The 12,800-nt window shown below is 64.6% G+C and carries 10 protein-coding genes; 8 read left to right on the forward strand and 2 right to left on the reverse strand.

What is annotated here, in order from left to right; all coding sequences use genetic code 11:
* Nucleotides 1-20: 20 nt before the first annotated feature.
* From murC to lpxC, 5 genes are all read left to right on the forward strand, one after another.
* Complete coding sequence (gene murC, locus AC1VXC_RS09105; protein WP_313172317.1) at nt 21-1,457, forward strand: UDP-N-acetylmuramate--L-alanine ligase; 1,437 nt, start codon at nt 21-23, stop codon at nt 1,455-1,457.
* A 91-nt stretch (nt 1,458-1,548) separates the two neighbouring features.
* On the forward strand, nt 1,549-2,277 hold the full coding sequence (locus AC1VXC_RS09110) for a cell division protein FtsQ/DivIB (protein ID WP_481528833.1): 729 nt from the start codon (nt 1,549-1,551) through the stop codon (nt 2,275-2,277).
* Entirely contained in the window at nt 2,274-3,509 is a 1,236-nt protein-coding gene (ftsA, locus tag AC1VXC_RS09115) for a cell division protein FtsA (RefSeq protein ID WP_282266374.1), read from the forward strand. The genes AC1VXC_RS09110 and ftsA overlap by 4 nt, the downstream gene beginning before the upstream one ends.
* A 217-nt stretch (nt 3,510-3,726) precedes the next feature.
* Nucleotides 3,727-4,953: a cell division protein FtsZ gene (ftsZ, locus tag AC1VXC_RS09120; protein ID WP_313172313.1), complete on the forward strand. Its 1,227-nt coding sequence runs from the start codon at nt 3,727-3,729 to the stop codon at nt 4,951-4,953.
* 282 nt (nt 4,954-5,235) lie between these two features.
* The gene (lpxC, locus tag AC1VXC_RS09125) at nt 5,236-6,147 is read left to right on the forward strand and encodes a UDP-3-O-acyl-N-acetylglucosamine deacetylase (protein ID WP_313172311.1); all 912 of its coding nucleotides are present in this window, start codon (nt 5,236-5,238) and stop codon (nt 6,145-6,147) included.
* A 225-nt stretch (nt 6,148-6,372) separates the two neighbouring features.
* Here the strand turns inward: lpxC and AC1VXC_RS09130 are convergent, their stop codons facing one another.
* Entirely contained in the window at nt 6,373-6,807 is a 435-nt protein-coding gene (locus tag AC1VXC_RS09130; RefSeq protein ID WP_313172309.1) for a DciA family protein, read from the reverse strand.
* A gap of 12 nt (nt 6,808-6,819) precedes the next feature.
* On the opposite strand from AC1VXC_RS09130, the gene AC1VXC_RS09135 reads away from it, so the two are divergent.
* The 3 genes from AC1VXC_RS09135 (at nt 6,820) to AC1VXC_RS09145 (ending at nt 12,108) form a co-directional block, all read left to right on the forward strand.
* Nucleotides 6,820-7,770: a peptidoglycan DD-metalloendopeptidase family protein gene (locus tag AC1VXC_RS09135; RefSeq protein ID WP_313493136.1), complete on the forward strand. Its 951-nt coding sequence runs from the start codon at nt 6,820-6,822 to the stop codon at nt 7,768-7,770.
* A 180-nt stretch (nt 7,771-7,950) separates the two neighbouring features.
* Nucleotides 7,951-10,662, forward strand: a complete 2,712-nt coding sequence (gene secA / locus AC1VXC_RS09140; RefSeq protein WP_481538723.1) for a preprotein translocase subunit SecA — start codon at nt 7,951-7,953, stop codon at nt 10,660-10,662.
* 501 nt (nt 10,663-11,163) lie between these two features.
* Nucleotides 11,164-12,108, forward strand: a complete 945-nt coding sequence (locus tag AC1VXC_RS09145) for a Nudix family hydrolase (protein ID WP_481538724.1) — start codon at nt 11,164-11,166, stop codon at nt 12,106-12,108.
* A 26-nt stretch (nt 12,109-12,134) separates the two neighbouring features.
* Here the strand turns inward: AC1VXC_RS09145 and AC1VXC_RS09150 are convergent, their stop codons facing one another.
* Nucleotides 12,135-12,761 carry a DUF4124 domain-containing protein gene (locus AC1VXC_RS09150; protein WP_313173390.1) on the reverse strand — a complete coding sequence of 209 codons (627 nt, stop codon included), beginning with the start codon at nt 12,759-12,761 and terminating at the stop codon, nt 12,135-12,137.
* Nucleotides 12,762-12,800: the final 39 nt, after the last annotated feature.

A 12,800-nucleotide genomic window follows, 5' to 3' on the forward strand; every position in this document is an offset into this window, starting at 1 on the left:
AGCCACACCGGAGGCCAGGCATGATCCGCCGCCTCAACGACACCACCGACCTGGTTCGCGCGTTCCCGCGTGTGCATTTCGTCGGCATCGGCGGCACCGGCATGAGTGGCATCGCCGAAGTGATGCTGACCCTGGGCTATGAAGTCTCCGGTTCCGACAACGCCGACAACGCAGCCACCCGTCGACTGGCGCGGCTGGGCGCGCGCGTCATGCGCGGCCATTCCGCGGCCAACGTGCTGGGCACCGATTGCATCGTGGTTTCCAGTGCCATCCGCGAAGACAACCCCGAGCTGATGGAGGCGCGCAGCCAGCGCATTCCGATCATGCCGCGCGCGGCGATGCTGGCCGAGCTGATGCGCTTCCGTCGCGGCATCGCCGTCGCCGGTACCCACGGCAAGACCACCACTACCTCGTTGACCGCTGCCATCCTGAGCGAAGGCAAGCTGGACCCGACCTTCGTGATCGGCGGCCAGCTGCTGGCGGCCGGTGCCAATGCCAAGCTTGGCGGTGGCCAGTGGCTGGTGGCCGAGGCCGATGAAAGCGACGGCAGCTTCCTGCGCCTGAACCCGCTGGTGGCGGTGATCACCAACATCGACGCCGACCATCTTGAGAACTACGGCAACGACTTCGCCCGTGTGCAGGCAGCGTTCGCCGAGTTCCTGCAGCGCCTGCCGTTCTACGGTCTGGCGGTGCTGTGCATCGATGATCCGGAAGTGGCTGCGCTGGCCGCCAAGACCCCACGTCACGTGATGAGCTACGGCCTGAGCAGCAATGCCGACGTACGCGCCGAAGACGTGGTGCAGGATGGTCCGCGCATGCGCTTCACCCTGCGCCTGCCGGAAGGCACCAGCGTGCCGGTCACGCTGGCACTGCCGGGCAAGCACAACGTGCTCAATGCGCTGGCCGCTGCTGCGGTTGCCTGGCAGTTGGGCGTGTCGCCGGAAGACATCGCCACCGCGCTGGAGAAGTTCGAAGGCGTTGGTCGTCGCTTCAACGATCTTGGCGAAGTCACCACCCACAAGGGCGCCAAGGTGCGCGTGATCGATGACTACGGTCACCACCCACGTGAGCTGGAAGCGGTGTTCGCCGCTGCCCGTGGCGGCTGGCCGGACAAGCGCCTGGTGGTGGCTTTCCAGCCGCACCGTTACAGCCGTACCCGCGATCAGTTCGATGCGTTCGCTGCCGTGTTGTCGGAAGTGGACGCACTGGTGCTGAGCGAAGTCTATCCGGCCGGCGAAGCGCCGATTCCCGGTGCCGATTCCAAGTCGTTGGCACGTGCCATCCGCGCGCGCGGCCGCAGTGAGCCGGTGGTGGTGGGGCATGCCGCCGACCTGGGCTCGGTGCTGCCGGACGTACTGCAGGACGGCGATCTGCTGCTGATGATGGGCGCCGGCGACATCGGTGCCGTTGCCCAGCAGGTGATCACCGAGGGCTTCAAGGAGAGCAAGGGCGAATGATGTTTGCCGCGCTGCTGCTGCGCCGTACCCACGCAACCGCGATGCGGGCTGCGACGGCTGCCTGCGGCCGCGCTGCAGGGCAGGGCGCGCGATGAATGCCCTCCTGCGCATGCTTGCCTGGCTGCTGGCCATCGCCTTGGTGGTGTTGCCGGTCGTGGCCGTGGTCAACGGTTGGGTCGGTGCCGAACGCTGGCCGCTGGCCAAGCTGCGCGTGCACGGCGAGTTCAAGCGGGTGCCGGCGGAAGAACTGCAGAAGACCTTGCTGCCCTATGCACGCTCCGGCTTCTTCGCAGTGAAGTTGCAGGACGCGCAGGCGGCAGTGGAAAAGCTGCCGTGGGTGGAAAGCGCGCAGGTCCGCAAGCAGTGGCCGGATGTGCTGGAGGTGAGCATCGTCGAGCACCGTCCGTTTGCACGCTGGGGCAAGGACCGCCTGCTGTCCGAGCAGGGGCGCTTGTTCGCGGTGCCGCACGGTCTGGAAAACGCGCCGCTGCCCGAACTCGATGGCCCCGATGGCATGACCACCGAAGTGGTGGAGCTGTACAACGATTCGCGCGCACTGTTCGCACCGGCCGGTGTAGACGTACGCAAAGTCGCGATGGACGCGCGCGGCAGCTGGTCGCTGGCACTGGACAACGGCACCGAAGTGGTCATCGGCCGCAACGATGCACGCTCACGCCTGGGTCGCTTCGTGCGCGTGTTGCCGCAGCTGACCCGCACCCAGGTGCCGATCGTGCGCGCCGACCTTCGCTATACCAATGGATTCACGCTGAGCTGGGGAACCCCGCCGCCGGCAACAAAGCAGACGCAGGACAGGACATGAACCGCAAGGGAGACAAATCACTGATCGTTGGCCTGGATATCGGCACCTCCAAGGTGGTGGCGTTGGTCGGCGAGTACTCGCCGGGTAGCCCGATCGAGGTCATCGGCATTGGCTCGCACGAGTCGCGCGGTCTCAAGCGCGGCGTGGTGGTGGACATTGAATCCACCGTGCAGTCGATCCAGCGCGCCATCGAAGAAGCCGAACTGATGGCCGGCTGCGAGATCCGTTCGGTGTACGCCTCGATCTCCGGCAACCACGTGCAGTGCCGCAATTCGCAGGGCATCACCCCGATCCGCGAAGGCGAGGTGAGCTGGGGCGACCTGGACCGCGTGCTGGAGGCGGCCAAAGCCGTGGCCATTCCCGCCGACCAGAAGATCCTGCACGCGATCCCACGCGAGTACGTGCTGGACGATTCGCAGGAAGGCATCCGCAATCCGGTTGGCATGACCGGCGTGCGCCTGGAAGTGCACGCCCACCTGGTCGTGTGTGCGCAGTCGGCCGCCGCCAACGTCAGCAAGTGCGTGCAGCGCTGCGGTTTGCAGGTGGACGACCTGGTGCTGTCCTCGCTGGCTTCCAGCGTGGCGGTGCTGACTGCCGACGAGCGCGAGCTGGGCGTGGTGATGGTCGACATCGGAGCCGGCACCACCGATATCGCGGTGTTCGTGCAGGGCGCGATCTGCCACACCGCCTCGCTGCCGATTGCCGGTGACCACGTCACCAACGACATTGCCCACATGCTGCGCACGCCGACCCCGGAAGCGGAGCAGATCAAGGTGCGTTACGCCTGCGCGCTGGCGCAGATGGCGACCGCCGAGGAAAGCATCCAGGTGCCATCGGTCGGCGACCGGCCGCCGCGTCGCATGCCGCGTCATTCGCTGGCGCAGGCAGTGCAGGGGCGTTACGAGGAAATCTTCGAGATGGTGCAGGCCGAACTGCGCCGCTCGGGCTTCGAGGAAATGGTGCGTGCCGGCCTGGTGCTCAGCGGCGGCGCCTCGAAGATGGAAGGCGTGGTCGAGCTGGCCGAGGAAATGCTGCAGATGCCGGTACGTGTGGGCATTCCGCAGCACGTCACCGGCCTGGGCGAAGTGGTCGGCAATCCGGTGCATGCCACCGGCGTGGGCCTGCTGCTGATGGGCAGCCAGATCGAACACCCGCGCCGCCCGTCGCTGCCCACCGGGCGCGCCGGCAGCATGTTCAACAAGTTGAAGAATTGGTTCCGCGGCGAGTTCTGAGCGCGGCACCGGTGGTAGGGCAGTGAGGCAGTCAGAAGGGCAAGCAGTAAGGCAAGACGAAGTGCAGTAACGCAGTCATTGAAGCAAGCAACAACCACCGTGCAGGGGCAACCCGAAGCGGTACACCTAAAACAACTCGCCGGTGCGGGCGGGCGCAGAAGGAGAAGGATTCTTCCCGGATGCCCGAACCAATCACGGCAATAGAGAGGACATGGACATGGCGCATTTCGAACTGATTGAAAAGATGGCACCGAACGCGGTGATCAAGGTCGTTGGCGTGGGCGGCGGCGGCGGCAACGCCGTGGCGCACATGGTCAACAGCAGCGTGGATGGCGTGGAGTTCATCACCGCCAACACCGACTCGCAGGCCATCAAGAACTGTGGTGCCAAGCTGCAGCTGCAGCTGGGCACCAACGTAACCAAGGGTCTGGGCGCAGGCGCCAACCCGGAAGTCGGCCGCCAGGCCGCACTGGAAGACCGTGAGCGCATCATGGACGCCCTGCAGGGTGCGGACATGGTGTTCATCACCGCCGGCATGGGTGGCGGCACCGGCACCGGTGCGGCACCGGTGGTGGCACAGCTGGCCAAGGAAATGGGCATCCTGACCGTGGCCGTGGTCACCAAGCCGTTCCCGTTCGAAGGCCGTCGCCGCATGCAGGTGGCGCTGAAGGGCATCGAGGAGCTGAGCCAGCACGTCGATTCGCTGATCACCATCCCGAACGAAAAGCTGATCACCGTGCTCGGCCGCAACGCCACCATGGTGCAGGCTTTCCGTGCTGCCAATGACGTGCTGCAGGGCGCGGTGCAGGGCATCGCCGATCTGATCGTGCGTCCGGGCCTGATCAACGTCGACTTCGCCGACGTGCGCACCGTGATGTCGGAAATGGGCCTGGCGATGATGGGCACCGGCACCGCACGTGGCGATGACCGCGCCCAGGCTGCCGCCGAAGCCGCGATCCAGAACCCGCTGCTGGACGACGTGAACCTGGCCGGCGCCAATGGCGTGCTGGTCAACATCAGCGCTGGCACCGACATCACCATGAGCGAGTTCGACGAAATCGGCCGCACCGTGCATGCCTTCGCTTCGGAAGACGCCACTGTTGTGATCGGCACCGTGATCGATCCGGATCTGGGTGACGAGATCAAGGTGACCGTGGTTGCCACCGGCCTGAACCGTGCCGTTGCCAAGAACGCGCAGCGCCCGGGTGAGCGCGGCCCGATCAAGCTGGTGCGCAACGCCACCACCGGCCAGGCCGAGTTCGACGAGTACGAGAGCCCGGCCGATGCCGTGGCCAAGGCCGTGGGTCACACCATGGGCATGGGCCTGCGTCGTCCGAGCTCGGACACCGTGTCTGCTTCCACCGCGTCGGCGTCGCCGGCGGCTGCAGAGCTGCCGAACGACTACCTGGACATCCCGGCGTTCCTGCGCCGCCAGGCCGACTGATGCGGTAGCAGGGGCCATCCAGGCCCGATCAGCGCTTGCGCCGGCAACGGCGCCGCGGGTCGGACTGGTCGGCCTCTGGATGCAGAGCTGATACGTCGGGGCTGTCCACCCCGATGGAAAGACCATGTCCTTTATCGCCGGGCCAAGGCCGGCCCGGCGATATTTTCGGTACTGGACGGCAGCTGACGGGCGGTTTTTGCACCGCGAAGGGCGCGTGTTAACGCGTGTTATTCTTGTTTGTCCCCCTGGCTGCGCCTGCGCGGCCCCTCCGGCCTTACACACATGATCCAGCAACGCACTCTCAAGAACACGATCCGCGCCACCGGCGTCGGCCTGCACAGCGGTGACAAGGTCTATATGACCCTGCGCCCGGCACCGGTTGACCATGGCATCGTGTTCCGACGGGTGGACCTGGATCCGGTAGTGGAAGTCCCGGCCCGTGCCGATCTGGTCACCGAAGTCACCCTGTGCACCGGTTTGACCTGTGAAGGCGCCAAGATCCAGACCGTCGAACACCTGATGTCGGCCCTGGCCGGTCTCGGCGTGGACAACGTCATCGTCGAACTGTCTTCGGCCGAACTGCCGATCATGGACGGTTCGTCGGGTCCGTTCGTGTTCCTGCTGCAGTCGGCGGGCATCGTCGAGCAGGGCGCGGCCAAGCGCTTCCTGCGCATCCTCAAGACGGTGGAAGTGCGCGACGGCGACAAGATTGCCCGGTTCGAGCCGTACGAAGGCTACAAGCTGGGTTTCACCATCCAGTTCGACCACCCGATGATCCCGGCCAAGCAGTCGCGGGTGGAGATCGAGTTCTCCTCGGCCGCCTATATCAAGGAAATCTCGCGCGCCCGTACCTTCGGTTTCATGCGTGACCTCGAGTACATGCGTGAGCGCAACCTGGGCCTGGGCGGCTCGATGGACAATGCCATCGTGCTCGACGAGTTCCGCGTATTGAATGACGACGGCCTGCGCTACACCGACGAATTCGTCCGCCACAAGATCCTGGACGCCATCGGTGACCTGTACCTGGCCGGCGGCCAGGTGCTCGGTGCCTATGAGGGTTTCAAGTCCGGCCACGCGCTCAACAACAAGCTGGTGCGTGCCTTGCTGGCTGACCAGAGTGCCTGGGAATGGGCCAGTTACGACTCGCCGGTGGCGGCGGAGCCGGTGCTGTACGGCGTCCCGGCCTACGCCTAAGTTAAATAGTGGTCAGGTCGTAAGAGACACGGCCTTCACAAACTACGACTAGTCCTAATTGTCGTCATTGTGTGAACCCGATCCGGGTTCCAGTCTGAATTTAACTATTAATTAACAAAAGACTAACTCCTTCGCTGCATTCCGCGGCTAGGATTCCTGCTGCCTCCAATCCGGCCCGCAAGACGGCCAGGTGGAGACCGGGGCCGATCAGGTTCCCGGTGGCCTTCAGGATTTTGTGGATTTCACATCCTGCAGGGCTGCCAAGGCGTCGCGCAATCCTTTATGCGTGGCTTGGCTTACTGCGGTACTGCGTTGGTCGTTACGCACTGGGGAGTGCGCGGACGCGGTCGCAGTCTTGACGGTCACCCGGGTGGCCTTCAGCCCGATGGATCGGGCCGCGTCGAGCAACTGGTCTTCGGCAAGCCTCACTTTGGCGTGCCACACCGGTGATTCGACGAGAAAAACGAGGTGTTCGCCGTCCACATTGGCCAACCGGCAACGGTTAGCCAGCGCCGGCGGCAAATGGGGGCGCAATTGCCGGTCCATCGCATCGAGCCACAGGGCCCGGCGCAGCGGATTTCCTGCTTTGTCCGCCATTGCCGCTTCCAGCGCCTGTTTGGGCGCGGAACGGGAACGAACACTGGATTTCGGCTCTGACATAAGAATTCTTCAATGACATTTAAAAAGATCGTAATCAAAACGCGTGAACAGAAGGCCAAGACGCCGTTATCACGTGTTCAGATGTTCTTCGAGGATCGTCCTCAAGCCCTGTTGGGTAGCGTACTTGGCCTGGGTTGCCTGATGGGTGTGGCGTTGAGCTTCGCCATCGGCATGGCCGGCGACGCGGCGCTGCAGTCCAAGGTCGACCACCAGCAGCAGGAACTGGCCAAGGTCCGCGCCGATGCGCAGACCCAGGTCAACGCGCTGGCTGCCCGCCTCGGCGAGCTGCAGGCGCAGGCCACCCGGCTCAACGCCCTGGGTGAGCGCCTGACCCAGATGGGCAAGCTGGAAGACGGCGAGTTCGACTTCCAGGAAACCCCGGGTATGGGTGAAGGCGAGCCCGGCCCGACCCAGGATATCCCGGTCAGCGCGGTAAACAGCGACTTACAGGTGCTGGAGCAGCGGTTTGCTGCTTCAGGCAAGCAGTTGTCGGTGATGGAATCGCTGCTGTTCGACCACCAGCTCGAGCAGAACGCCGTGCCCTCGCGCATGCCGATCCGCAACACCTACATCACTTCCAGCTTCGGCGGCCGTGCTGACCCGTTCGGCCGCGGCGTGGGCAACCACAAGGGCATGGACTTCCACGCCCGTGTCGGCGACCCGGTGCTGGCCGTGGCTGACGGCGTGGTCAGCTTCTCCGGGGTGAAGGGCGGTTACGGCAATGTCGTCGAGATCGACCATGGCAACGGCTACAAGACCCTGTACGCACATAATTCGCGCCTGACCGTGCGTGAGGGCGGGCTGGTACGCGCCGGCCAGGAAGTGGCCAAGGCTGGTTCCACCGGCCGCTCCACCGGTGCCCACGTGCATTTCGAGGTGTGGCAGAACGGCGTGGTGATGAACCCGCGCAAATTCCTCGGCGAGGGTGGTAACACCCCGGTTGGCCGTCTCAGCCGTGGCTGATCGGGAGCAACAGGTCAGCTCAGGCTGACTTGTTGCGGGGAGCTTGAAACCCAAGCGTCCGCCCCAAGCTACAATAGGCGTTGCCATCGACAGGGCGCATTGCGCCCTGTTTCGTTTGTGACCGGTGAACCCAGGGGGTGAGCCAGGTCGCACGGCATTTCATTCAAACCGGTTCCTTCAATGATCAACAGCCTGCTTACCCGCGTTTTTGGCAGCCGTAACGAGCGCCAGCTTCGCCAGCTCAACCGTATCGTCGCCAAGATCAATGCCTTGGAACCGGAGATGCAGAAGCTCTCCGATGACCAGCTGAAGGCCAAGACCCCCGAGTTCCGTGAGCGCATCGCCGCCGGCGAAGCCCTGGACAAGGTGCTGCCGGAAGCCTTTGCGGTCTGCCGCGAAGCCTCCAGGCGTGTGCTGGGCATGCGTCACTACGACGTCCAGCTGATCGGCGGCATGGTCCTGCATCTGGGCAAGATCGCCGAAATGCGTACCGGTGAAGGCAAGACCCTGGTGGCTACGCTGCCGGTCTACCTCAACGCGCTGGAAGGCAAGGGCGTCCACGTGGTCACGGTCAACGACTACCTGGCCCGTCGCGACGCTGCGCAGATGGGCAAGCTCTACAACTGGCTGGGCCTGAGTGTCGGCGTGGTCTATCCGGGCATGCCGCACAGCGACAAGCGCGAAGCCTACGGCAGCGACATCACCTACGGCACCAACAACGAATTCGGCTTCGATTACCTGCGTGACAACATGGCGCTGACCCGCGCCGACCGTTACCAGCGTGGCCTGCATTACGCCATCGTCGACGAAGTCGACTCCATCCTGATCGATGAAGCGCGTACTCCGCTGATCATCTCCGGTCCGGCCGATGATTCCCCCGAGCTGTACATCCGCGTCAACCGCGTGGTGCCGGGCCTGGTCAAGCAGGAGGTCGAGGACGGCGAGGGCGACTATTGGGTCGATGAGAAGGGCAAGCAGGTGTTCCTGTCCGAAGCCGGCATGGAACACGCCGAAGAGTTGCTGCGCGAAGCCGGCATCATCGGTGCGGACAACGACAACGGCCTGTACGCCGCGCAGAACCTGACCGTCGTCCACCACCTCAACGCCGCCCTGCGCGCGCACGCCATCTACCAGCGTGACGTGGACTACATCGTGCGCGATGGCGAAGTGGTCATCGTCGACGAATTCACCGGCCGTACTCTGGCCGGCCGCCGCTGGTCCGACGGCCTGCACCAGGCGGTTGAAGCGAAGGAAGGCGTGCCGGTCCAGCGAGAAAACCAGACGCTGGCCAGCATCACCTTCCAGAATCTGTTCCGCATGTACAAGAAGCTGTCCGGCATGACCGGTACGGCCGATACCGAAGCGTTCGAGTTCCAGAGCATCTACGGCCTGGAAGTGTTGGTCATCCCGACCAACAAGCCGACCGTGCGCAAGGATTACCCGGACCAGGTGTTCCTCAACCGCAAGGGCAAGTTCAACGCGGTGCTGGCGGACATCGAGGAATGCGCCAAGCGCGGCCAGCCGGTGCTGGTGGGTACCACCTCGATCGAAACCTCGGAAATGCTGTCCGAGCACCTGCGCAAGGCGGGCGTGAAGCACGAAGTGCTCAACGCCAAGCAGCATGATCGCGAAGCGACCATCGTCGCCAATGCTGGCCGTCCGGGCTCGGTCACCATCGCCACCAACATGGCCGGCCGTGGTACCGACATCGTGCTCGGCGGCTCGCTGGAAACCGAACTGCACGAGCTGGGTGAAGACATCAGCGAGGAGCAGAAGGCCGCAGTGAAGGCGGCATGGCAGGAACGTCACGAAGCCGTCAAGGCGGCTGGCGGCCTGCACATCGTCGGCACCGAGCGCCACGAATCGCGTCGTATCGACAACCAGCTGCGCGGCCGTTCCGGCCGTCAGGGTGACCCGGGTTCGTCCCGTTTCTACCTGTCGCTGGAAGACAACCTGATGCGCATCTTCGCCTCTGACTGGGTGCAGAAGGCGATGCGCATGATGGGCATGAAGGAAGACGACGTCATCGAAGACCGCATGGTCAGCCGGCAGATCGAGAAGGCACAGCGCAAGGTTGAAGCGCACAACTTCGACATCCGCAAGAACCTGCTCGACTTCGACGACGTCAACAACGACCAGCGCAAGGTGATCTACGGCCAGCGCGATGAGCTGCTGGACGCCGAGTCGGTGAAGGAAAACATCGACGGCATCCGCGGCGACGTGATCTATGACCTGGTCTCCCGTTTCGTGCCGCCGAACTCGGTGGACGAACAGTGGGACCTGCAGGGCCTGCAGGCCACGCTGGAAGGCGAGTTCGGCGTGGACATGGACGTGGTTGGCCTGGTCAAGGCGCACGAAGAACTGGACGCCGAGGCGATCGTGCAGAAGGTCATCGACCGCATGGACGAGCACTTCGCGCAGAAGGAAGCAGCGGTTGGTGCCGAGACCATGCGCGCACTGGAAAAGCACGTGATGCTGACCGTGCTCGACCAGAGCTGGAAGGAGCACCTGGCCCGCATGGATTACCTGCGCCAGGGCATCTACCTGCGCGGTTATGCGCAGAAGCAGCCCAAGCAGGAATACAAGAAGGAAGCTTTCGAGCTGTTCTCGGAAATGCTGGAGAACGTCAAGCGCGAAGTGATCACCATGCTGTCGCGTGTGCGCGTGCGCAGCGAGGAAGAAGTACTGGCGATGGAGCAGCTGGAGCGCCAGCAGGCCGAAGCACGTCTGCAGATGTCGCAGTTCCAGCACCAGGACAACGGCGGCTACAGTGCCGACGAGGAAGCGGCGGACGTGCTCGACGAGGCCAACGCGCCCAAGGTCGGCCGCAACGACCCCTGTCCGTGCGGCAGTGGCAAGAAGTACAAGCACTGCCACGGCCAACTGAACTGATGAAAAGGCCCCGCGATTGCGGGGCTTTTTTTTGGCATTGCCCCTGTAGTGCCGAGCCATGCTCGGCAGGGGCTTCACCGGTAAGGCCCCTGCCGAGCATGGCTCGGCACTACAGTCAGCCTGGCTTTTGCAGGAGCGGCGTAAGCCGCGAAGCCGATCCCCTGTCCGATGCATCGCCGGTGAGGCCCCTGCCGAGCGTGGCTCGGCACTACAGTCAGCCTGGTTTTTGTAGGAGCGGCGCCAGCCGCGAAGCCGATGACCTGTCCGCCGCATCGACGGTAAGGCCCCTGCCGAGCATGGCTCGGCACTACAGTCAGCCTGGCTTTTGTAGGAGCGGCGTCAGCCGCGAAGCCGGGTTCCCGGCCAGGCCGGCCATCTCTGCACTCTGATGGTGCGCCAGCTTCGCGGCTGGCGCCGCTCCTGCAAAATGGCGCCGTTCCGGTATGGCTGCACCGCATCGAACGATTGCACCGACCGGCCTGTTTTCGGCATGCTCAGTCCATGACATCCCCTTCACGCTCGATCCACGTCGTGGCCGCCGTCATCACCGACGCGCGCGGTCGCATCCTGCTCAACCGCCGCACCGGCGACAGCGACATGGCTGGCCTATGGGAGTTTCCCGGTGGCAAGCGCGAACCCGGTGAGACCTCGGAACAGGCCCTGATCCGCGAATTGCGCGAGGAACTGGGGATCGAGGCCGAGGTAGGCGAATGGGTAATGGACGTTCCACAGATCTACCCGGACAAGCGCCTGCGCCTGGAAGTGCGCCGCGTGCAGCATTGGAAAGGCACCGCGCGTGGCCGTGAAGGCCAGGCCATCACCTGGGTGGCGCCGGACAAACTCTCGCGCTACTCGATGCCGCCGGCCGATCTGCCGGTGGTGGCGGCGCTGCGCCAGCCGGGCCAGTACCTGATCACCCCGGAGCCCACCGACGGCGACGAGGCCTGGTTGGCGTCGATCGAGGCCGCCATCGCCGGTGGCATCCGGCGCGTGCAGCTGCGTACGCCGATGGCAGCACAGCGTCAGGCATTGGCCAAGGCCGTGGTCGAGCGCTTTGGCAAGCAGGTCGAGGTGCTGGTCAATCGCGACATCGTCCTGGCCAGCGAACTGGGCGTTGGTGTGCATCTGGGCAGCGAGCAGGTGCTGCAGCTGCAGGCGCGGCCCTTGCCGGAGTCGTTGCTGGTGGCGGCATCCTGCCACGACCTGGCTCAACTGCAGGCAGCACAGCGGTTGGGTTGTGACTTCGCGGTGCTTGGGCCGGTGCAGCCCACGGCCAGCCATCCAGGCGTTGCGGGCCTGGGCTGGGATGCATTCGTGGAGCTGCGCGAGCAGGTCTCACTGCCGATCTATGCGATTGGCGGCATGGGCGCTGGCGATGTCGAAACCGCGCGCCGGCATGGGGCACTTGGCGTTGCCGCGATTCGCGCGCTATGGCCGTCGTGCTGAGCAGATGACGGCAGCGGGCAAGCCGCTTACAGCGTGATCCAGAAACAATTGTATTGGCGGCGCAGATGCAGGATGGTCCGGGTCGGCGTGGCGCTGCGCGGCAAGGTCTGCTCCAGGCGCAGGGCAATCGGTCGACGCGGGCCGGTGCGGACATTGGTGATCACGTGTACCTCCGGATCGGCGCCGCTGCTGGCGGCCTGCGCAGGATCCACCGGCGTGCCGTCGGTATAGGTGAACGGTTCGGTGGGCGCGGGAACATAGGCTGGTTCCTCGGGGAATACCGGCGCGATGTCGATCAGCGGCCGCTGCACGATCTCATCCAGCCTGTCCATGACCCGGGTCGCGGCTGCGTTTGAGAGGCCGTTCCACAGATAAATGCCTGACAGGCGATTGGGGTCGCGTGCATCGGCGGCGGACTGGATCTGTGCGACCAGCTCGCTGAGCCGGCGCGCACAGCTGTCGCGGTACAGGCCACTGCTGCCCAGCGCACGCGTATTGGGCAACAGGCGGGCGCGTGCCCCCATGGCGTCGCAGGGCTTGTCACCGTAAACGGTTTGTCCCTGTGCGTTGGTACAGCGGTTGATCTGCTGTGCAGGCGCGTCGAACGCCGCCAAGGCAGGGCAGGTCAGCAACAGGAGTAACAGCAGGCGCATCGGCCAAGGGTAGCGGTTGCCCGGGCGCGCAGGAAGTGA

The sequence above is a fragment of the Stenotrophomonas sp. STEN033 genome (assembly GCF_056856655.1).